20 protein-coding genes are annotated in these 21,077 nt (G+C 68.9%); 7 read left to right on the plus strand and 13 right to left on the minus strand.

Annotated elements, in window-relative coordinates:
* Positions 1–25 precede the first annotated feature (25 nt).
* Positions 26–2,272 (plus strand): catalase/peroxidase HPI, encoded by a 2,247-nt coding sequence (katG, locus tag ACZ50N_RS12935; RefSeq protein ID WP_464475536.1) that lies wholly within the window; start codon positions 26–28, stop codon positions 2,270–2,272.
* Positions 2,273–2,326: 54 nt separating this feature from the next.
* On the opposite strand, the gene phoU is transcribed toward katG, so the two are convergent.
* On the minus strand, positions 2,327–2,995 hold the full coding sequence (gene phoU, locus ACZ50N_RS12940; RefSeq protein ID WP_464475537.1) for a phosphate signaling complex protein PhoU: 669 nt from the start codon (positions 2,993–2,995) through the stop codon (positions 2,327–2,329).
* A 109-nt stretch (positions 2,996–3,104) separates the two neighbouring features.
* On the opposite strand from phoU, the gene ACZ50N_RS12945 reads away from it, so the two are divergent.
* The gene (locus ACZ50N_RS12945; RefSeq protein WP_464475538.1) at positions 3,105–5,459 is read left to right on the plus strand and encodes a Tex family protein; all 2,355 of its coding nucleotides are present in this window, start codon (positions 3,105–3,107) and stop codon (positions 5,457–5,459) included.
* 25 nt (positions 5,460–5,484) lie between these two features.
* Here the strand turns inward: ACZ50N_RS12945 and ACZ50N_RS12950 are convergent, their stop codons facing one another.
* Complete coding sequence (locus ACZ50N_RS12950) at positions 5,485–6,147, minus strand: VldE C-terminal domain-containing protein (protein WP_464475539.1); 663 nt, start codon at positions 6,145–6,147, stop codon at positions 5,485–5,487.
* Positions 6,148–6,390: 243 nt separating this feature from the next.
* On the opposite strand from ACZ50N_RS12950, the gene ACZ50N_RS12955 reads away from it, so the two are divergent.
* Both ACZ50N_RS12955 and ACZ50N_RS12960 read left to right on the plus strand, forming a co-directional pair.
* Positions 6,391–7,425, plus strand: coding sequence for a hypothetical protein (locus tag ACZ50N_RS12955; RefSeq protein ID WP_464475540.1), 1,035 nt, complete (start codon positions 6,391–6,393; stop codon positions 7,423–7,425).
* A 72-nt stretch (positions 7,426–7,497) separates the two neighbouring features.
* Positions 7,498–8,631, plus strand: coding sequence for an acyl-CoA dehydrogenase family protein (locus tag ACZ50N_RS12960; protein WP_464475630.1), 1,134 nt, complete (start codon positions 7,498–7,500; stop codon positions 8,629–8,631).
* A gap of 1 nt (position 8,632) precedes the next feature.
* Here ACZ50N_RS12960 and ACZ50N_RS12965 read toward each other — a convergent pair whose 3' ends face one another.
* The 6 genes from ACZ50N_RS12965 to ACZ50N_RS12990 all read right to left on the minus strand — a co-directional run bounded on the left by ACZ50N_RS12965 (position 8,633) and on the right by ACZ50N_RS12990 (position 14,852).
* The gene (locus ACZ50N_RS12965) at positions 8,633–9,895 is read right to left on the minus strand and encodes an HNH endonuclease signature motif containing protein (protein ID WP_464475541.1); all 1,263 of its coding nucleotides are present in this window, start codon (positions 9,893–9,895) and stop codon (positions 8,633–8,635) included.
* A gap of 58 nt (positions 9,896–9,953) precedes the next feature.
* Positions 9,954–10,604: a class I SAM-dependent methyltransferase gene (locus ACZ50N_RS12970; protein ID WP_133413998.1), complete on the minus strand. Its 651-nt coding sequence runs from the start codon at positions 10,602–10,604 to the stop codon at positions 9,954–9,956.
* Entirely contained in the window at positions 10,601–10,939 is a 339-nt protein-coding gene (locus tag ACZ50N_RS12975) for a DUF732 domain-containing protein (protein ID WP_046366165.1), read from the minus strand. The genes ACZ50N_RS12970 and ACZ50N_RS12975 overlap by 4 nt, the downstream gene beginning before the upstream one ends.
* Positions 10,936–13,836, minus strand: a complete 2,901-nt coding sequence (locus ACZ50N_RS12980) for an MMPL/RND family transporter (RefSeq protein WP_073683825.1) — start codon at positions 13,834–13,836, stop codon at positions 10,936–10,938. Before ACZ50N_RS12980 ends, ACZ50N_RS12975 begins: the two co-directional genes overlap by 4 nt.
* Complete coding sequence (locus ACZ50N_RS12985; protein ID WP_046366167.1) at positions 13,833–14,288, minus strand: MmpS family transport accessory protein; 456 nt, start codon at positions 14,286–14,288, stop codon at positions 13,833–13,835. The genes ACZ50N_RS12980 and ACZ50N_RS12985 overlap by 4 nt, the downstream gene beginning before the upstream one ends.
* Positions 14,289–14,444: 156 nt before the next feature.
* Positions 14,445–14,852, minus strand: a complete 408-nt coding sequence (locus tag ACZ50N_RS12990) for an Rv0313 family protein (RefSeq protein ID WP_464475542.1) — start codon at positions 14,850–14,852, stop codon at positions 14,445–14,447.
* A 112-nt stretch (positions 14,853–14,964) separates the two neighbouring features.
* On the opposite strand from ACZ50N_RS12990, the gene ACZ50N_RS12995 reads away from it, so the two are divergent.
* Positions 14,965–15,789: a nuclear transport factor 2 family protein gene (locus tag ACZ50N_RS12995; RefSeq protein ID WP_464475543.1), complete on the plus strand. Its 825-nt coding sequence runs from the start codon at positions 14,965–14,967 to the stop codon at positions 15,787–15,789.
* Positions 15,790–15,842: 53 nt separating this feature from the next.
* The gene (locus ACZ50N_RS13000; RefSeq protein ID WP_073683827.1) at positions 15,843–16,421 is read left to right on the plus strand and encodes a hypothetical protein; all 579 of its coding nucleotides are present in this window, start codon (positions 15,843–15,845) and stop codon (positions 16,419–16,421) included.
* 20 nt (positions 16,422–16,441) lie between these two features.
* Here ACZ50N_RS13000 and ACZ50N_RS13005 read toward each other — a convergent pair whose 3' ends face one another.
* A complete protein-coding gene (locus ACZ50N_RS13005; protein ID WP_464475544.1) occupies positions 16,442–17,221 on the minus strand; it encodes an SGNH/GDSL hydrolase family protein in 780 nt (259 codons plus the stop codon).
* Positions 17,222–17,232: 11 nt separating this feature from the next.
* The gene (locus tag ACZ50N_RS13010) at positions 17,233–18,012 is read right to left on the minus strand and encodes a hypothetical protein (protein ID WP_046366173.1); all 780 of its coding nucleotides are present in this window, start codon (positions 18,010–18,012) and stop codon (positions 17,233–17,235) included.
* A 32-nt stretch (positions 18,013–18,044) separates the two neighbouring features.
* On the opposite strand from ACZ50N_RS13010, the gene ACZ50N_RS13015 reads away from it, so the two are divergent.
* Positions 18,045–18,521 carry an NUDIX hydrolase gene (locus ACZ50N_RS13015; protein ID WP_464475545.1) on the plus strand — a complete coding sequence of 159 codons (477 nt, stop codon included), beginning with the start codon at positions 18,045–18,047 and terminating at the stop codon, positions 18,519–18,521.
* Here the strand turns inward: ACZ50N_RS13015 and ACZ50N_RS13020 are convergent.
* Genes ACZ50N_RS13020 through ACZ50N_RS13030 form a run of 3 tightly spaced genes read right to left on the minus strand, consistent with a single transcriptional unit; the run spans position 18,518 to position 21,056 of the window.
* Complete coding sequence (locus ACZ50N_RS13020; RefSeq protein ID WP_464475546.1) at positions 18,518–19,618, minus strand: PDR/VanB family oxidoreductase; 1,101 nt, start codon at positions 19,616–19,618, stop codon at positions 18,518–18,520. The two genes, ACZ50N_RS13015 and ACZ50N_RS13020, sit on opposite strands and share 4 nt — an antisense overlap.
* Complete coding sequence (locus ACZ50N_RS13025; RefSeq protein WP_464475547.1) at positions 19,615–20,523, minus strand: metal-dependent hydrolase; 909 nt, start codon at positions 20,521–20,523, stop codon at positions 19,615–19,617. The genes ACZ50N_RS13020 and ACZ50N_RS13025 overlap by 4 nt, the downstream gene beginning before the upstream one ends.
* Positions 20,524–20,582: 59 nt before the next feature.
* The gene (locus ACZ50N_RS13030) at positions 20,583–21,056 is read right to left on the minus strand and encodes a hypothetical protein (protein WP_048424500.1); all 474 of its coding nucleotides are present in this window, start codon (positions 21,054–21,056) and stop codon (positions 20,583–20,585) included.
* Between the last annotated feature and the right edge of the window lie 21 nt (positions 21,057–21,077).

Here is a 21,077-nt window from a genome sequence, read left to right on the forward strand (position 1 = left end):
TCATCCACCACCGAAAGGGAATGTTGTGTCCTCTGATACCTCCGATGCCCGCCCGCCGCAGTCAGACACCAAGACCCACAGCAACAGCGAGTCGGAAAACCCTGTCATCGATGCGCCGGAGCCCAAAGCGCATGCGCCGCTGACGAACAAGGACTGGTGGCCCGAGCAGGTCGACGTCTCGCTGCTGCACAAGCAGAACGGGAAGGGCAACCCGCTGGGCGAGGACTTCGACTACGCAGAAGAGTTCGCCAAGCTCGATGTCGAGGCGTTCAAGCGTGACGTCCGTGACGTGGTCACCACCTCGGTGGACTGGTGGCCCGCCGACTACGGCAGCTACGCCGGTCTGTTCATCCGGATGAGCTGGCACGCCGCGGGCACCTACCGCATCTACGACGGGCGGGGCGGCGCCGGTCAGGGCGCGCAGCGGTTCGCGCCGCTGAACAGCTGGCCCGACAACGCCAACCTGGACAAGGCCCGCCGGCTGCTGTGGCCGATCAAGCGCAAGTACGGCAACAAGATCTCCTGGGCAGACCTGATCGCCTACGCCGGCAACGCCGCGCTGGAATCGGCCGGCTTCGAGACCTTCGGCTTCGCGTTCGGCCGCGAGGACATCTGGGAGCCCGAGGAGATGCTGTGGGGCCAGGAGGACACCTGGCTGGGCACCGACAAGCGCTACGACGGCACCAACGACGGCGATCGTCAGCTCGCCGAACCCTTCGGCGCCACCACGATGGGCCTGATCTACGTCAATCCCGAAGGGCCGGAAGGCAAGCCGGATCCGCTGGCCGCCGCGCACGACATCCGTGAGACGTTCGGCCGGATGGCGATGAACGACGAGGAGACCGCCGCGCTGATCGTCGGTGGCCACACTCTGGGCAAGACCCACGGCGCCGGCCCTGACGAGGGCATGGGGCCCGAGCCCGAGGGCGCCCCGATCGAGCAGCAGGGCCTGGGCTGGAAGTGCCCGTTCGGTTCCGGCAAGGCCGGCGACACCATCACCAGCGGTCTGGAGGTCGTCTGGACCGGCACCCCGACCCAGTGGAGCAACGGCTACCTGGAGATCCTCTACGGCAACGAGTGGGAGCTGACCAAGAGCCCCGCCGGCGCTTGGCAGTTCGAGGCCAAGGACGCCGAGGCCACCATCCCGGATCCGTTCGGCGGAGCGCCGCGCAAGCCCACGATGCTGGTCACCGACGTCTCGATGCGGGTCGACCCCATCTACGGCCAGATCACGCGCCGGTGGCTCGACCATCCCGAAGAGATGAACGATGCGTTCGCCCGGGCCTGGTACAAGCTGATGCACCGCGACATGGGCCCGGTCAGCCGCTACCTCGGACCGTGGGTGCCCGAGCCGCAGGTCTGGCAGGACCCGGTGCCCGCGGTCGATCACGAACTGGTCGACGAGTCGGACATCGCGTCGCTCAAGTCCACCATCCTGGCCTCCGGCCTGTCAGTGCCTCAGCTGGTCAAGACGGCCTGGGCGGCGGCGGCCAGCTTCCGCGGGACCGACAAGCGCGGTGGCGCCAACGGTGCGCGACTGCGCCTCGAGCCGCAGCGCAACTGGGAGGCCAACGAGCCTGCCGAGCTGGGCAAGGTGCTGCCCGTCCTGGAGAAGATCCAGCAGGACTTCAATGCCTCGGCCTCCGGCGGGAAGAAGATCTCGCTGGCCGACGTCATCGTGCTGGCGGGCTCTGCCGGGATCGAAAAGGCCGCCAAGGACGGCGGATTCGAGATCGACGTCCACTTCGCCCCCGGCCGCACCGACGCGTCCCAGGAGCAGACCGACGTCGAGTCGTTCGCAGTGCTGGAGACCCGCGCCGACGGGTTCCGCAACTACGTGCGGCCCGGCGAGAAGACCTCGGTCGAGAAGCTGCTCGTCGACAAGGCGTACTTCCTCGATCTCACCGCACCGGAGATGACCGCACTCATCGGCGGCCTGCGGGTGATCGGCGCCAACCACGGTGGCAGCAAGCACGGGGTGTTCACCGACACCCCGGGTGCGCTGACCAACGACTTCTTCACCAACCTGCTCGACATGGGCACGGAGTGGAAGCCGTCGACCAACACCGAGAACGTCTACGAGGGTCGCGATCGCGCCACCGGTGACATCAAGTGGACCGCGACCGCCAACGATCTGGTGTTCGGGTCGAACTCGATCCTGCGGGGCATCGCCGAGATCTACGCCCAGGACGACAGCAGGGGCAAGTTCGTCGAGGACTTCGTCGCCGCCTGGGTCAAGGTGATGAACAACGACCGGTTCGATCTGCGGTAACACCGTCTGCGCCGGTTCGCCGGCGTCGTGAGCCGATGAGCGCCCACACCGTTGCTATGCCGACGGTGTGGGCGTTCTCGTCGTGTGGGAGTGCCCGATGGCCTGGAAGTAGACCCGCCGGGCGATCTCGACAGCATGATCGGCGAAGCGCTCGTAGAACCGGGCCAGCAGCACGAGGTCCGCGGCCACGAGGGAGCCGTGCTGCCACTGCGGCCCCATCACCTGCGTGAACAACCGCCGGTGCAGCTCATCCATCCGTTCGTCATCGGCACAGATCCGTTCGGTCAGCGCCGGGTCGAGCGAACGGACGGCGTCGCGCGCCTCGTCCGCCATCCGAACAGCCGTCGCGCCCATCTCGGCGAACAGATCGGCGGTGTCCGCCGGCGTCGCACGGTGGGGGTGAACCTTCGCCGCGATGCGAGCCACATGCGACGCCAGCCCACCCATCCGGTCGGCGTCGGCGCCGATGTGCAGGGCTGCCACCAGCGTGCGCAGATCGCGGGCGACCGGCGCCTGCAGCGCCAACAGCCGGTAGGTGCGGTCGTTGACCGACACCGCCAGCGCCGTCAGCTCCCGCAGATCGCCGCGCAACCGCCCGGCCTGGGAGACGTCAGCCTCCAGCAGAGCTGCGGTCGCCAACCGCATGATGTCCGACGCTCGCTCGCACATCTCGGCGAGATCTGCCACGAGAGTGTCGAGTGTGTCGTGGAATTCGTTGCGCATGGTCACCTCGCGAACGGGCGATACCCCGCCTCGTCGTCGCCAAACCCGGCGGGACACGCCCTCGCCGCGCGCCGCGGCGCTGTCGGTCCGGTTCGGTAGGGTCTGCGCCGTGACAACGAGCTCCGCGTCGATTCGCCGCCCGAAACCCGTAACCGCCCGTCTCGCTGAGGAACTGGCCGTCGGGGAGGGGCAGGTCACCGCCGCTGTCCGGTTGCTGGACGAGGGCGCCACCGTGCCGTTCATCGCCCGCTACCGCAAGGAAGTGACCGGCAGCCTCGACGACGGTCAACTGCGCACGCTCGCCGATCGCCTGACGTATCTGCGCGAGCTCGACGAGCGCCGCGACGCGGTGCTCACCTCGATCCGTGAACAGGGCAAACTGACCGACGAACTGGTCGACGTGCTGATGTCCGCCGACACGAAGGCGCGTGTCGAGGACATCTACCTGCCGTACAAACCCAAGCGCAGGACCAAGGCGCAGATCGCGCGCGAAGCCGGGCTCGAACCGCTGGCCGACCGCTTGCTCGCCGATCCCGCGCTGGTCCCCGACCAGGTGGCCGCCGAATTCATCGGCACCGAGGTGAGCGACGCCGCCGCGGCACTCGACGGCGCACGGCACATCATCGTCGAGCGGGCCGCCGAGAACGCCGAGCTGGTCGGACAGGTGCGCGAGCACTTCTGGCAGCACGGCACGGTGCGCTCGCGCGCCGCCTCCGATGCCGTGGCCGCGACACCGAAGGCCCAGAAGTTCTCCGACTACTTCGACTTCAGCGAACCCCTCACCCAGATGCCGTCGCACCGCGTCCTCGCGGTCCTGCGCGGCGAGAAAGAGGAGGTGCTGGCGCTCAGCGTCGACGGCGGTGAGGACGACGCCGAGTACCAGGCGATGATCGCGCGCGCACTGGAGGTGGACCTGACCGCCGGCGGCGCTGCCACCCCGTGGCTGGCGGGCGTCGTCGGGTTCGCCTGGCGCACCCGGCTGTCGGTGTCGGCATCGGTGGACGCGCGGGTCCGGTTGCGGCTGCGCGCCGAATCCGACGCGGTGACCGTCTTCGCCCGCAACTTGAAAGACCTGCTGCTCGCTGCCCCGGCCGGCAACCGCACCACACTGGGACTGGATCCCGGCTTCCGTACCGGGGTCAAAGTGGCCGTCGTCGACGGCACCGGCAAGGTGCTCGACACCTGCGCCGTCTACCCGCACCAGCCGCAGAAGCAATGGGACGCCGCCAAGGCCACGCTGGCCGCGCTGGTCGCGCGTCACGGTGTCGAGCTGATCGCGATCGGGAACGGCACGGCCTCCCGCGAAACCGATGCGCTGGCCACCGAGTTGATCTCTGAGATTCGCGCGGCCGGCGCCGCGGCACCCACGAAAGCAGTCGTCAGCGAGGCCGGCGCCTCGGTGTACTCGGCGTCGGCCTACGCCGCGCACGAGCTGCCCGACCTGGACGTCACACTGCGCGGCGCCGTGTCCATCGCCCGGCGCCTGCAGGACCCACTGGCCGAGCTGGTCAAGATCGAACCGAAGTCCATCGGCGTCGGCCAGTACCAGCACGACGTGACCCCGGGCATCCTGGCCCGCAGTCTCGGCGCAGTGGTCGAGGATGCCGTGAACGCGGTCGGGGTCGACGTGAACACGGCCTCGGTGCCGCTGCTGGCCCGGGTGTCGGGCATCACCGAGACGCTCGCCGAGTCGATCGTCGCGCATCGCGACCGCACCGGCCCCTTCCGCAGCCGCCGTGCGCTGCTGGAAGTACCGCGGCTGGGCCCCAAAGCGTTCGAGCAGTGCGCGGGCTTCCTGCGCATCCGGGACGGGGAGGATCCCCTCGACAGCTCCGGGGTGCACCCGGAGTCCTATCCCGTGGTGCACCGCATTCTGGATCGGGCCGGCGTGACCATGGCCGAGATCATCGGCAACCAGCGCGCACTCCGATCGGTGCGGCCCGCCGAGATCGCCGACGAACGCTTCGGTGTGCCCACCGTGACCGACATCCTGGCCGAACTCGAGAAGCCGGGGCGTGACCCCCGGCCGGGGTTCACCACGGCGAGTTTCGCCGCCGGCGTGGAAAAGGTCGCCGACCTGAAAGAGGGGATGATCCTCGAGGGCGTGGTCACCAACGTCGCCGCCTTCGGCGCATTCGTCGACGTCGGTGTGCACCAGGACGGTCTGGTCCACGTCTCGGCGATGTCCGACCGCTACGTGTCCGATCCGCATGAGGTGGTGCGGTCCGGCCAGGTGGTGCGGGTGAAAGTGGTGTCTGTCGACGTCGAGCGGCAGCGGATCGGGTTGAGCCTGCGGCTCGACGAGAAAACCCGCGCACCGCGCAAGGAACCGGCCCAGCGGTCGGCGCCGCGGCGAGGGTCGGATCAGCGTCCCCGCCGCGATGCCGCTACCGACCGGCGGGGGAGCGGCGGTGCGGGAGGGTCGATGGCCGACGCGCTGCGGGCCGCCGGTTTCGGACGGTGAGCCGGCGCCCCGTCAGCCCGGTCGATCAGCCCAGGTAGACGGGGCCGGCGGGATACCCGCCGCCCAGCGTGGCGATGTGCACGTGGTTGTAGTGGTTGGCGTTGTCCGAGCCGAGATCGGTCATGCCGTGCGGGGCGCCGTGCGTCGGGTACATCGTCTGCCGCCAGATCACGTGTGCCACGCCCAATCGCTCGGCGTTGCTCAGCGCGAACGCCACGATGGCATCTCCGAGAGCGATGCCCGCGGGGGAGTTGTAGTCGGGGATCATCACGTCGACGGCGAGACCGTCGGGATGCCACCTCAGTGCATCGGGGCGCACCCCGCCGATGCGTTGGATCTCCGGGAAGATCGCGCTGACGGCGCGGGCGACCAGGATGGTCTTCACCTGCATACCGGTCTCCGAGCCGACGGTGGTCGGCAGCGCGGCGTCGAGAGTGCGGTGCATCGACCGCGAGGCGGCGAGCCGCAGACCGTCGTCGGCGGGGACACTGCGGTACTGGGCGGTCGGTGAGCTGGCCGCGACCACCGAGGCGCAACACGGCGTGGCGGTCAGTGGTTCGGCGGGTGCGGAATGCGGGGTGTGAATCGAATCGGCCCCCGAGCACAGCAGCGCCAGCGCTGGAAGCGCTACAGCGGCCGGCGCCGCCCACCGAGGACGGCGCTTGGTGGCTAAGCGATGTCTGCCCACGGACCCGCACGTTACCGCGACATGAACGGTGCCCAGCAAATCCGACTCAGGCGAGGTGGGTGAGCGGGGTCCCGAGCGGCCGGCAGGTCACCTGGGGCGAAAGCCCTGGTCATACGCATGACGCGCGAGATCGCGTCGCTGGCATTAGGCTCCCCGTCGGCGGCTTCGTGTGGCCGGTGTAACACCGGTTCCGGGTCGCCCGATGAACCACAGACACCGGCTTCGACACCCGAAGGAGATGCCGTGGGCGCAGTTCTGGGGTTGTCGTTGACCAGCACCGAGGTGACCTGGGCGCTGGTGGACGACGCCGAGCGCACCGTCGTCGACCACGATTCAGTGGAACTCGAGGACGGTATCGACACGGGTGTCGATGTCGCCCGACTCGCCGCCCGCGGCGGTCACGGTCTGGCTCGGGCGTGCGGGCTCGATGTCGACCGGTTGCGGCTGGTGTGGACCCCCGAAGCCGAGGCGTGCGGACGGCAATTGCGCACCGATCTGCGCTCGCTCGGCGTGACGGTCGACGCGGTGCCGCTGGCGTGCGCGACCCGGGTGCTCATCGACCCGCAAGACTGCGACATGCCGCCGCTGGTGGCGTTGGCGTACGGCGCGGCACTGGCCGAGGTCGACCCCGCCGAGGCGATCACGGTCGCGCTGCCCCGCGTCGCCGGGCGACGTCGGAAGAGGCCGGTCCGGGTGCTCGCGGCCGCGATGGGAGTGGCCGCCGCGGCTGCCGTCGGCGCGATCTTCTTGACCGCGGGATCGGTGCCGCACGTCGAGCCGGCAGCGACCGCGGCCGCGACGCCCGCCGCCGCCGATCCGGGGTGGGTCAGTGTCACCGCCCCCGTCGACACCGCAGCCGAGCCGTTGCGCAAAGTCGTCACCGCGCCGGCGCCCCAATACGCTGCCGCACCCGTCCGCGTCGCCGCGCCAGTTGCCGTTCCGGTGCCCGCCGCCGTTCCCGTGCCCGCCGCCGTCGCGGCGCCCGCGCCCGCGGCTCTGTCGGGCCCCGCGACCCTGCCGGGCGCGGCCACCCTGCCGGCACCCGACGCGCAGCCCGGCCCGGCCCCCGCGGCGCTGGCGGCCGAAGCGACGAACACCGGCGCCGCCGCGGCGGCCCCGTCGGCCGAACCGCATCTCCCGGTCACCGCGCAGCAACACCTGCCCGGGGCGGAGCCGCTCGTCGCTCCGCTGCCCGGCCCCGAGGCCGGGGCCGCGGCACCCGCGCTGCCCGACATGGAGATGACAGTTCCGGTGAATGTGTTCACTGCGTTGCCCTGAGGGGTTACCGTCGAGGCCGTGACAGCGGTTTCGCAGGTGACGTGTGGTGACGTGGTCGGCCTGGCTCGTGGCATGAGGGAGTTGGTGCGCGAGCAGGCGGCCGCGTCGGAGAGCCAGCGCACGCTCAGCCGCAGCGTCGTCGACACGATGTGGTCGACGGGTCTGATGTCGGCGTTCAATCCCGAGCCCGCGGGCGGGGTGGAGCCGTCGTTTGCCCAGATGATCGAGACCTGGATCGAAATGGCTTGGCAGGACGGCTCTTTCGGGTGGGTCGGCATTGCCAACCTGCCGTCGTCGTTCGCGGCGGCGGCGTACCTGCCCGACGACGGCTTCGCCGAGGTGTTCACCGCGCACGACAATCACGTCACGATGGGTGGGCAGTTCTTCCCCAACGGCCAGGGCGTCGCCGTCGACGGCGGATACCGGCTCACCGGCTCATGGAGTTTCGGTTCGGGTACGGGGCACGCCGAGTACGTCGCAGCGGGCTTCCTGCCGATGGTCGACGGCGAGATGCAGTGGATCAGCGAGGGCGTGCCCGACATGCGGGTGGCGATTGTGCCTCGCGCCGATGTCGCGTTCCACGATGGCTGGCACGTGCAGGGACTCAAGGCCACCGGCTCCTACGACTACGCCATCGACGACGTGTTCGTCCCGCATGCCCGCACCTTCGCGTTGTTCACCCGGGAGCCGCTGCGGGGTGCGTCACCCGCGACGCGCATGGGAATGATGCCGGTGACCGCGGCCGGACACGCGGCGTGGGCGCTCGGCGTGGCCAAGAGCATGCTCGACGACGTCGCTGAACTCGCCGCGACCAAGTACCGGATGAGCGACATGGCCGCGCTGGCGACGCGGCCGACATTCCAGAAGGGCCTGGCCCGGCACGTTGCCGCATGGCGTGCGGCGCGACTGCTGGTGCTCGACGCGTTCGGCACGGCCGAGGCCGCCGTCGCGGCGGGCGACGAGCTGACCCCGACGATGCGGGCCGATATGCGGGTGGCTGCCGTACATGCCACCGACACCGCCAGGGAGTGTGCAGAGTGGGCGCACTTGGCCGCCGGCACCACGGCCATCCGCGAGGGCAGCCGCCTCGAACGCGCCTTCCGCGACATCTACACCGGCACCCAGCACGCCTTCATCAGCGAGAAGGTCGCGATCGACGCCGCCCAGGTGTGGCTGGGAATCGTCGAGGACCAGTTCGGGCTCTGACTCAGTCATCCGGCGGGCGGGTTTCGTAGGGCTGGTACCACCACCAGTTCGCGCGTTCCTCGGTCGGGCCGGGGCATGGTGCGACATCGGGCAGGGGTTGGGTGGGTGGTCGGGCCAGCGAGGCTGAGGTCAGGGCGCGGCCGGCGGCGTCGGTGACGACGAGCTGGTCGGCGGGGCCGGTGATCGTGATCAGGCCGCGGTGGTGGGCCCGATGGTGATACGGACAGACCAGCGCCAGGTTCCACAGTTCGGTGGGGCCGCCGTCTTCCCAGTGCACCAGGTGGTGGGCGTGCAGCGCCCGGGTCGCGCCGCAGCCGGGGACCACACACGCCCGGTCGCGATGCTCGAGCGCCCGGCGCAGCCGCCGGTTGACCGTGCGGGTCGATCGGCCGGCGCCGATCACCTGCCCGTCGCGGTGAAACCACACCTCGCAGGTGGCATCACAGGTCAGGTAGCGGCGGTCGCTATCGGGCAGAACGGGCCCCAAATGTAATGCTGCCAGGCGGGTTTGGATGTCGACGTGGACGACGACGGTGGTGCGCTGCCCGTGCGGGCGGGCCGCGGCTTCGGCGTCCCAGCTGGCGTCGACCAGCCGCAGGAACGCCGCGGCGGTGCCGGGCATCGATGCCCGCCCGTCAGGGTCGGCGGCTTGCCATTCGGTGACGAGTGCGTCGCGGTGCGACGCCAGCGCGGCTTCGAACGCTGCGTTCTCCACGTGCGGGAGCGCGATGTGCCAGTACGTGTACTGCTCATCCGACGTCGAGGTGATCGACACCTGCGGCCCCGGATCGGCGACGGCCTCCCCGTCGTCGTCCTCGTCGTCTGCCTCGTCAACGGGCTGCGGTTCCGGGGTGGGTTTGGGCTGCATCTTCAGCGCGGTCCGCAGCTGGGACACCGTCGCACACCGGGCCATCGTGGCGAAGTGCTCGTCAGAGCCCGGCAGACCGCGCTCGGCGATCACCCCGACCTGATCCACCGAGAACCGACCCTGCGCCAAACCCTCGATGCACTGCGGGAATTCGTCGAAGCGGTGCGCGATCGCGGCGATCGTCTGCGCCCGCGACGGCGACACCCCGGCCTTCCACGCCAACCACCCCGCCGTCGAGCGCGCTCCGGCGGCCGCCCACAACTCGTCGCGGTCGATCTCCGCAGCGATCTCCACGATCCGTGCATCGATCGCATTCCGCTGCCCGGTCAGCTCCGCCAACTCCTCATGCAGCACCGACAACCGCTCGTCGATGGCGAGAGAACTGACCGGGGGCATGACCCCAATCTCCTCGCCAGCACCGACAATTCGCCGTACCCCACCGAGAAGCTGGGGATCAATTCGGCTCTGGGGATACCTCGCCCACGGTGATGAGATCGGAGAACAGCTGAGTCCACAGCGGGCGGCGCACGCGATGCTGATCGGCGACGGTGAACCCGGCGTCGGTGAACAGCCGCCGCATCGCGGCCGGGTCCGGCGCGTCGTACGCCGGCAACCGCACCGCGGGCAGCAGGTCGACCGGCACCAGCCGACGCGGGCTCAACGTCGCCACCGCGGCGACCCCACCGGGGCGCAGCACCCGATGGAACTCCCGCAGCGCCGCAGACTGATTGAACCAGTGGAACGCCGATGTGCTCACCACCGCGTCGAGGCTGCCGTCGGCGAAGGGCAGCTGCTCGGCCGGCGCGCGCACCCACTCCACGGTGCTGGATCGGCGGCGCGCCTCGGCCAGCATGCCGTCGGACATGTCGACCCCGGTGACGTGCGCCCCCTGCACTTCCCGGGCCATCCGATCGGCGAGAATCCCTGTGCCGCAACCGATATCGGCAATCCGGCGAGAACCGCGGGCCTGCAGCAGGGCGATCATCTCGTCCTGCGCCGGCCGGTACACCCACCGCTGCACCACGGCGGTGTCGTACACCGGCGCCGCGAAGCCCCAGAACCCCGTGACGGCCTCGTTGAACCGTCTGCGGGTGGCTGATGTCATGACTGGCGGGCGGCGTCCAGAACCGGCAGCTTCTCCGGGCAGTACGTGCGCAGACCCGCGCCAATGAACTGGTAGGTCTGCTCGGTGGTGGTGCCCTTCTCCATGTTCATCTGGATGAAGCGCGCCGTCGCGAAGACGTCCTTGTCGACACCGGTGTAGAGCCGCTTGCACATGATCTTGCCGATCCAGGCGTTGTAGTCCTTCTGCCCGTAGATGCCGTAGACGTGCAACTCGTTGGCGAAGTCCGTGTCCGGGTCGGCCATCGCGGGCGCCGCAGTGCCCAACGCTCCCACCGTGAGCGCCGCCGCAGCGATCCCCATCAGAACTCGTCTCATGCCCTCACTCCTTCTGCCGGATCACTCTGCAAGCCACCAGGTCTCGGCCACGGGGCCGGAACGGGACGCCGTCGCACCCGCTGCGGCCACCAGAACCACGGGCCCATCAGCGCGGCGATCGCGGGCGTCATGAACGCTCGGATCACCAGCGTGTCGAACAGCAGTCCCAGCCCGATCGTCGTACCGACCTGCCCGATGATGGTCAGCTCGCTGACCGCCATCGACATCATCGTAAGCGCGAACACCAGTCCCGCGGCCGTGACGACAGAACCGCTGCCGCCCATCGCGCGGATGATGCCGGTGCCGATGCCCGCGTGGATCTCTTCTTTCAGTCGGGAGACCAACAGCAGGTTGTAGTCCGCGCCGACCGCCAACAGGATGATCACCGCCATCGCCAGCACCATCCAGTGCAGCGGCTGGCCCAGGATGTGCTGCCAGAACAACACCGACAAACCGAACGAGGCGCCCAACGAGATCACCACCGTGCCGACGATGACCGCCGACGCGACCACGGCGCGGGTCAACAGCAGCATGATGATGAAGATCAGCCCGAGTGCAGAGATCCCCGCGATCAACAGGTCGTAGTTGTTGCCGTCCTTCATGTCTTTGAAGGTGGCCGCGGTACCGCCCAGGTAGATCTTGGAACCCTCCAGCGGGGTGCCCTTGATCGCCTCTTTCGCGGCGTTCTTGATCTTGTCGATCCGGGCGATGCCTTCAGGTGTCAGCGGATCACCCTCGTGGGCGATGATGAACCGCACGGACTTCCCATCGGGGGACAGGAACTGCTCGAGTCCGCGCTGGAAGTCCTTGTTGTCGAAGATCTCCGGGGGCAGATAGAACGAGTCGTCGTTCATGGAGTTGTCGAACGCCTCACCCATGGCGTCAGCGTCTTCCTGCTGCGCCGCCATCTGGTCCTGCATGCCCTTCTGCGACTGGTACATCGTCAGCATCATGGTCTTCATCGTCTTCATCGTGGAGATCATCTCGGGCATCAACGCCACCATCTGCGGCATCAATGTGTCGAGCCGCTCCATCTCCGGGATGATCGCCGAGAAGTCGTCGGTCATCACGTTGATGCCGTCGAGGGTGTCGAACACCGACCGGATCGCCCAGCAGACCGGGATGTTGTAGCAGTGCGGTTCCCAGTAGAAGTAGTTGCGGATCGGCCGGAAGAAGTCGTCGAAGTTGGCGATGCTGTCGCGCAGCGCCTCGATGTCGACGTACATCCCCTTCATCTTGGTCACCATCGAATGGGTGACTTCCGACATCTGCTTGGTGAGGCTGGACATCTTCGTCATCGTGGCGATGGTCTTGTCCATCTCGGCGGCCTGGTCCAGCATGTCGGCCATCCGGTCCTGCATGTACTTCTGGTTGAGCCGCTGGGTGGTGCCCTGCATGCTCATCTGGAACGGGATCGACGTGTGCTTGATGGGCTTGCCGTCGGGGCGCGTGATGGCCTGCACGCGGGCGATGCCCTCCACCCGGAACAGCGCCTTGGCGATCTTGTCGATCACCAGGAAATCCGCGGAATTGCGCATGTCGTGATCGCTTTGCACCATCAACAGTTCCGGATTCAGCCGGGCCTGGGAGAAGTGCCGGTCGGCCGCGGCGTAGCCCTCGTTGGCGGGGATGTCGGCGGGCAGATAGTTCCGGTCGTTGTAGTTGGTCTTGTAGCCGGGCAGCGTCAGCAAGCCCACCAGCGATAGTGCGATCGCGCCGACCAGGATCGGCCCCGGCCAGCGGACGATCGCGGCGCCGATCTTGCGCCACCCGCGGATGCGCATGGCGCGCTTGGGCTCGAGCAGTCCGAATCGGGTGGCCAGCGAGATGATCGCCACCATCAACACGACGCCGGCCAACACCACGATCACCATGCCGATGGCCAACGGCACGCCCATCGTCTGGAAGTAGGGGAGGCGGGTGAAACTGAGACAGAACGTCGCACCGGCGATCGTCAGGCCGGAGCCGAGCACCACGTGTGCAGTGCCGTGGAACATCGTGTAGAACGCGGTTTCCTTGTCCTCACCGACGCTGCGCGCCTCCTGATATCGCCCTATCAGGAAGATCGCGTAGTCCGTGGCGGCCGCGATCGCCAGCGTGACGAGCAGGTTGGTCGCGAAGGTGGAGAGCCCGATGATGTCGTGGTAGCCCAGGAACGCGACCAGTCCGCGCGCGGTCGCCAGCGACAGCACGACCATCACCAGCGTGATCAGCACCGTGACGATCGACCGGTACACGAGCAGCAGCATGATGATGATGACGGTGAAGGTCGCGGCCTCGATCAACCGCATGCTGCGGTCGCCGGCGATGTGCTGATCGGCAGCCAGGGCGGCGGGTCCGGTGACATAGACCTTCACACCAGGCGGTGGCGGCACGCTCTTGACGATTCCTTGAACCGCCTCGACGGACTCGTTGGCCAGCGCCTCGCCCTGATTACCCGCGAGTTTCACCTGCACGTACGCGGCTTTGCCGTCGTTGCTGGTCGAACCCGCGGCTGTGAGCGGATCGCTCCAGAAGTCCTGCACCGATTGCACGTGGATGGGATCGGCCCGCAGTTTGGCGACCATCTGGTCGTACCAGGCGTGCGCTTCGTCGCCGAGGGGTGTGTCGCCCTCGAACACGATCATCGCCGAGCTGTCGGAGGTGCCTTCCTCGAACGCTTCGCCGACCTGCTTCATCGACACCACGGACGGCGCTTCGTCCGGGCTCATCGACACCGCCCGCAACTGGCCGACTTCCTCCAGCTGCGGCACGACGGTGTTGAGGATGACGATGACCGCGATCCAGCCGAGCACGATCGGCAGTGCCAGTGCCCGAATCGTCCGGGGAATCAGAGGCCGGTGTGGACGCTGGGGCGGCTGGGGTTCGGTGGGGGCGTCGTGGACGGGTGCGCTCATGCCGACTTCACGAAACAGAAGGTCTGGGCATTGAGCCCGTCAGTGGTCTTCTCGTCGCGCAGCTCGTCGTCCACCAGGATCCGGCAGGTGATCGAACCACCGTCACCCTGCGCCACGATGTTCGGGGCGGCGGACGGCTCGGTGGTGGACAGCGTCAGCGACCACGGCAGCGCCGCGTTGTCGACCCGCTGCGGCTTGGCGTCGAGATCGAGGTAGTTGATGTCGGCGTAGCTGCCGGTTCCGGTGATCTCGTACCGGACCACCTTGGGGTCGAACGGCTCGGGCAGATCGGCGAAGTTCCGCGGCGTCTCGATGATGCCGTCGGAGCCGAAGAACGTCCTGATCCGCGACACGGTCAGACCCGCGATCACGACGACGACGATGATCAGCAGGGGCAGCCATATCTTCCTGGCAACCTTCACGACACGCGTCTCCCGATCTGCCCCCGGCATGTGCCGCGCACTGTAACCCCTGGCCTCGTCCGATGTTTCGCCGATAGTAACTTAGCCGGTATAACTTCTCACCGGACACACAGTAGATCAAGTCAGTGTGGTGCCGCTAACTACTTCGTCGCCGGTGGGTCCTGCGTCACAGATGCGAAGCCGGGCCTACTGCGGGGTCTGGTCAGTGCCCTCGTGCGAGCTGTCCTCGTGTGCGGTGTCCAGCACGCTCACCGCGATGCCGTAGGGAAGGAAGCGGACCCGACGGGTGGGGTCGGTGTTGTCCTTGTTGGCCCGCAGCGCGTCGAGCTCGGTGGGGAACACCTGCTCGATGTGCGCGCCACCGGACCCGTCGACGGTAAAGATCGCCCACACCCCGTCCCCGGTCTCACCGGCCGTCTCCGGGCGGCGCGGCCGGCCACCGCGCGCGAGGTCGTCGAACAGCACCGACCACCCGGCACGCTCGCCTGAGGTCGTCATGAACTTGCCCAGAGCATCGCGCAACCCGTCGCCGGCATCGCGGATCACCCGGTCGAAGTCCTCCGGATCGAAGCCGAAAGGTCCGTTACCGCTCATGATGGCCTCCTCGCTGGCCGTGATCCGCACGGCACACACAGCAGATGCCTCCAGTGTGCCTTCGTCGGCGGGGCCAGTCGACTGTCTGCGGGTCCGGGTGGTAGGCAACCGTATGACCTCTCCGCGTGCCGACGCGCTGTCGGCCGCCCACCGATCCCTCGCCGCGGCAGGCGAGCACGACCGTGCAGGGTGGTTGGATTTGTTCACCGCCGACGGCCGGGTCGAAGATCCCGTCGGATCCTCGCCGCACCGGGGACGCGCCGCGATCGGGAGCTTCTACGACACCTTCATCGGCCCGCGCGAGATCTCCTACGACCTCGATGCCGATCTGGTCGTCGGCGCGACGGTGCTGCGCGATCTCACCCTGGCGATCCAGATGTCGGCGACGCTGACGATGCAGGTGCCCGCCTACATCCGCTACGACCTGAAGGACACCGCGGACGGACTCCGCATCGCCGCGCTGTCCGCGTACTGGGAACTGCCCGCGATGGTGCGCCGGTTCCTCGGTGGTGGTGTCGGCGCGGTGCCCGCCGGCCTGGCTCTGGGCCAAGCCATGGTCATCCACCAGGGGCTGCGCGGCAGCACGGGGTTCCTGCGCGGGTTCGCCGGCACCGGCACCGGCACCGGAAAGGCGTTCGCGCGGCTCCTCGGCGATGCGTGCGACGGTGACGAGATCGGGGTTCGGCGGCGCACCGCCGGTGCGGTCATCACCGCCGGGGACGACGAACCCCGCACCGCCTCCGACGTCGTCCGATTGCTCTCGGGGGGGCGCTGGGACAAGCAGATCCGCTCCGGCCGCTCGGTCGCGGCCCGGGTGCACACCTCCGATCAGCGCGCCATCGTGATCGGGGAGTACCGCACGCGCGGCGCCGACCGCGCGGCTCTGAGTCGGCTGCGAGTCTTCAGCGACACCGATACCGACGCCGACCGGGCGTGAGAACGGCCGTGTTGTCGCCTGCGGCAGGGCGGACGTGAGAACGTAGCAGGACCATGGACACCACCTCCCGTGCTCCCGCGACCTATATGAGCTATGAAGATTTCGGCCGCCGCTTCTTCGAGGTCGCGGTGACCGAGGAGCGCGTCGGCGAAGCGATCGGGCAGATCGCCGGCGAGGCCTTCGAGATGGGCCCGATCGCTCAGGGGCCGGGCAAGCTCGCCAAGGTGACGGCCAAGGTACGCATCCAGACGCCGCGGGTGAACCGGCATGTGGCCGAGCAGATCACGTTCTCCATCCGCATTCCGCTCGAGATCGACATGGTCGTCGACCTGCGCATCGACAAACCCAAGTTCATGGTGTTCGGCGAGATCTCGCTGCGCGCCGTGGCGCGCGCCGCCGAACCGCTGCTGTTGATCATCGACGTCGAGAAGCCGCGCGCCAGCGACATCGCCATCCACGTGACGTCGAAATCGCTGCGCGGAGAACTCGTGCGCATCATCGGCGGTGTGGACGCCGAGATCAGACGGTTCATCGCCGCGCACGTCGCCGGCGAGATCGAGAGCCCGGAGTCACAGAAGGCCAAGGTCATCGACGTCGCGAACGAGCTCGACACCACGTGGACGGGAATCTGAGCCGGGGATCTGAGCCCGGTTCAGCCGACCAGCTGAGCCAGTGCCGGGCGCCGGGGACCACGCGTACCGCCCACCGGCCTGCCCTGCAGGTGGTTCCACAGCCACGGCATCAGCATGTTCTGCGTCCAGAGCACCTGCGAGTACGTGCGCGAGCGCAGCGACGGGGGCGCAGCCGTCGGGTCAGCGACGGCCCACGCGTGCGAGCTGCCCGGCAGACCCAGAGCCTCGGCGGCCGCCTCGGCGAAACGCTGATGGCCTCGCGGGGAGCCGTGCACCCGGTCGGGACTCCAGGTGTCGGGCTGGATCATCGACGGTGCCGCGTACAGGTCGACCAGCGCGAAGCCGTGCCGTGCGGCCGCCGCGCGGATCAGCTCGTTGATCGCCAGGACCCTGGCACCCAGCACACGCCCGATGGGCAGGATTCGGGCCAGGTCGGGAAACGTCGTCGTCACCACCGTCGCACCGGACGCGGCGAGCGTCCGGTGCACGTCCTGCAGCTGGGCCAACGCCCGGTCGAAACCCCGCCCGGGACGGGTCATGTCGTTCATGCCGATGCAGAGCGTGATCAGGTCGGCATCCATGGCCAGTGCGGCAGGCAATTGGACGTCGGCCACGTCGCGAATCTGGTTGCCGCGCACCGCGACATTGGCGTACTCCAACCCCGGGAACAGCGCGTCGAGCCGCTCGGCCAGCCGGTCGGCGAAACCGCGCAGGCCCGCTGCGTCGTCGCCGTCCCACAGGCCCTCGGTCTGACTGTCACCGAGGGCGACGTAGCGGGCGTACCCGGTGTGACCGACCACGACAGCAGACTCTAACGCGACCGGCCCAACCGGGTCAGGTTGAGCACCATGCCGACACTGAGCCCGGTGACGGTGTCCTCCAGTCGTTTCCGATCCAACTCGGCCCGCCACTGCGGCAGCGTCCCCGTCACCCGCACCACCTGAGGCGCGAATTCGACGCCGGTCAGCGTCAGACCGTGCGCGAGTTCGGGCAGCCGCACCGGGTAGGCGGGAGTGCGCGCCGGCAGCCGCCAGCGCCGCGCGCCCAGCGCCACCGTGTGAGCCTGTAGCCACAGCGTCGAACCGTCGACGCTGACGTCGACCTCGACATGTCCGAGGCGCGGACGGCGCGCGAACCGGATGCGGGCCACCCCGTCCTCGCCGACGCCGCCCGCCAGTCGAGGCGCGGCACGGCCGAACATGTCGTCGACCATCGGCGCCGGCACCTCGAGCGTCACCTCCACCGGCGCGGCGACCACCAGCGGCGGCGCGCCGGGCCGGACGTGAACGTTGTGCAGGATCAGGGTTGCGTTGTTGAGAACGCCTCCCTGCCAACGGATGTCGGACACCTCCACGCGCACGTCGGTGAGCTGGCCGACCGACAGACCGTGCACGTCGAGCCGGGAATCGACGCGGGTGACGGTCAAGGTCAGATCGCCGTCGTCGAGCCGCACGGTGACGCGCCGACCGAGAACGAGGCGGCGGACCGTCACGAAGAGCGTGCGGTAGGCGGCCGCAGCGCCGCTGTTGACCGGCACCATGGTGGTCGCCGACCACAGCGAGCTGAGCATGCGCCGCGTGGGACGGGTCATCGACTCCATCCTTACACGGGCTATCGTCGGATGTGCCTTCCCGCAGTGCCGGACTCCTTCTCTACCGCCACCGCCTTGACCGCCACGGCAATGACGAACTCGAGGTGCTGCTGGGCCATCCCGGCGGTCCGTTCTGGGCCCGCAAGGACGACGGTGCCTGGTCGATCCCGAAAGGCGAGTACACCGAGGGGGAGGAGCCGTGGGTGGCCGCGCAACGGGAGTTCACCGAGGAGATCGGTCTTCCGCCGCCGAACGGGCCGCGCATCGATCTCCCGCCGGTGCGTCAGGCCGGCGGCAAGGTCGTGACCGCGTTCGCGGTGCTGGGCGACCTCGACGTCGACGGCGCCGTCAGCAACACGTTCACGATGGAATGGCCGCCCCGGTCGGGGCGCATGGCAGAGTTCCCCGAACTCGACCGGGTCGCCTGGTGGGGTCTGGACACGGCACGCGTCAAACTCCTGAAAGGCCAACGGCCCCTGCTCGATGCGCTCGTCGAGGCGCTGGGCTAGAGGTCGAGCGCGAGTCCTGTGTGGCCGCGCGACACGCACGTCAGCATCATGCCGGCGGCGCGCTCGGGATCTGTGAGCAGCGTGTCGCGATGGTCCACCTCGCCGGCGAGCACCCGGACGCGGCACGTCCCGCAGAACCCCTGCTGACACGAGTAGGGCGCCGCCACCCCCGCCCGCAGCAGCGCCGCCAGCAGCGTTTCCTGCGCACCCACGGCGACGGTCGTGCCCGTCGACGCCACGCTCACGTCGAACGGGCTGCCGTCCTGCACGGGAGGTGCGGCGAACCGTTCGAAGTGCAACTCCACGTCGGCGCGGTCCACCAGTGCCGCACGCACCGCGGTCAGCATCGGCGCCGGGCCGCACGCATACACCGCGGTGCCCGCTGGGCAGTCTCCGAGAAGTATTGCCGCTGAGGGCAATCCATCGACATCGTCGGTGCGGATCTGCACCGTCTCGCCGAGGCCCGCCACCTCGTCGACGAAGGGCAGACTGTCTCGGCTCCGGCCGGTGTAGATCATCGACCACTCCACCCCGAGGCCGCGTACCGCCCGCAGCATCGGCAGAATCGGTGTGATGCCGATGCCGCCGGCGATGAAACGCACACGCCGCGTAGGGGATCCGTGACCGGGCACGGTCAGAGGAAACGCGTTGCGGGGCCCGTGGGTGTGCACCACCGCGCCCACGGGCAGTGCGTCGTGACACTCGACCGAGCCACCGCCGCCGTCGGGGATGCGTCGCACCGCGATGCGGTACTCACCGGCAGCGGTCGGGTCACCGCACAGCGAGTACTGGCGGATCCGGCCACTGGGCAGGTGCACATCCAGGTGTGCGCCCGGATACCAGCGAGGCAGCGCGGCGCCGTCGGCCGCGGCCAACGTCAGCTGCACGACGTCCTGATCGTGGGCCACCACCCGGCGCCCCCGCACCGTGAGCGCCAGCGTCGCCGGCTCCCGCGTCACGGGTGGGCGGATGCGGCGGACCGCCGCGGTCGCGGTGAACAGACCGGCGATCCCCGCGCTTGCCAGCGCCAGCACCGGATCGTGCCGGGTGCGGCCCGACGCACTCGGCGGGGTGTGCCGGTAGTGGGGCACCTTCACAGGTGCGCCGCGCGCGCCGCCGGCGAGCTCGCCAGGTAGGCCACCGCCTGCGCGGTGGACCCGAACTGCTCCGGCGAATAGCCGCGCCGGAAGTAGGTCAGGGTGCTCGACCCGAACAGCGAGCTGTAGCGCGGCAGCAGACCCAGCTTGGAGTCGCGCATCCGCATCCGGTTGAAGCGCCACCACGACGCCGTGACGTCCGGGTCGGTCTTGACCAGGTACCACGCGGTGCGCTGGAAGAAGACGAACAGCATCGACGCCGCGACCGTCATCGCCCGGATACGGGCCAGATAGCTGTCGTGGAAGTAGGTCGCGACATCGTGGGCGACACTGCGGTGCTCGACTTCCTCACTGCCGTGCCAGCGGAACAGGTCGGTCAGCGTGGGGTCGGCGCCGTGATCGTCCCAGGTGCAGTTCAACGCGAAATCGCCCATCACCGCCGTGTAGTGCTCGATCGCCGCGATCAGCCACAGCCGCTCGCAGAGGTGGTTGAGTCGGACGGCGGGGTCGGGGGAGTCGATCGGCGCCAGCACCCGGGAGAACACGTGCTCGACCTGCGCGAGGATGGGGCTCGGATCGACGCCGCGCTCGACCATGAAGTCGTGCAGGATCGTGTCGTGCACGTCGGCGTGGGTGGCTTCCTGGCCGATGAACCCGCGGATGTCGTCGGCCAGGTGCGGATCGGTGACCATCGGCAGCGCCTCGTCGAAGGTTTCCACGAACCAGCGCTCCCCGGCAGGCAACACCAGGTTCAGGACGCTGATCACATGGGAGGCGGCCGGGTGCCCTGGAATCCAGTGCAGCGGAACATCGCTGACATCGAAGCTGACCTTGCGCGCCTGGATCTGCACGGGTCCGGGATCGACGTCATCGGCGGTCACGGCGGCACGGCGGGATTGCAGCATGACGAAGAGTTTACGACGAAGTTCGCGATAACCGGGACCGCGGGTCCCGGGTAATCGGGTCAGCCGGCAGGCAGCGGCTGACCGGGAATCGCCGGCCCGCCCGGGATCTGCTGCGGTGCACCGGCGACCGGAGCGCCCGCACCGGGGGCGCCGGCGATCGGCACGACCGGCGTCGGGGTCACCGTGGTGACGCCATTGGCGCCGACGGTGGGCCCGCCCACCGGGCCCTGCGCCTTGATCTGGTCGGCTGCCGCCTGCGTGCAATCCAAGGAGAGCAGCATGCGGCCACCGCTGGTGACCTTCTGCTGGTCCACCAGGCATGCCGACTGCGGCAGCACGCTGCCGCGGGAACCGCCGAAGTAGGCCTTGATGCCCTGGCTCTTGAGGATGGCCAGCGCGCGGCCGTACTGCTCACCGGTGACGTTGTACGGGCTGGGCGCACCCGCCGGCTGCGACAGCGCGGCACCGGCCCCGACCAGGGCAATCGTTCCGGCGGCCACCAGGCCACCGCTGAACACGACGAGCTTCTTCACAGCAACTCTCTCCTCGGGTCG

Source organism: Mycolicibacterium obuense (assembly GCF_055397605.1).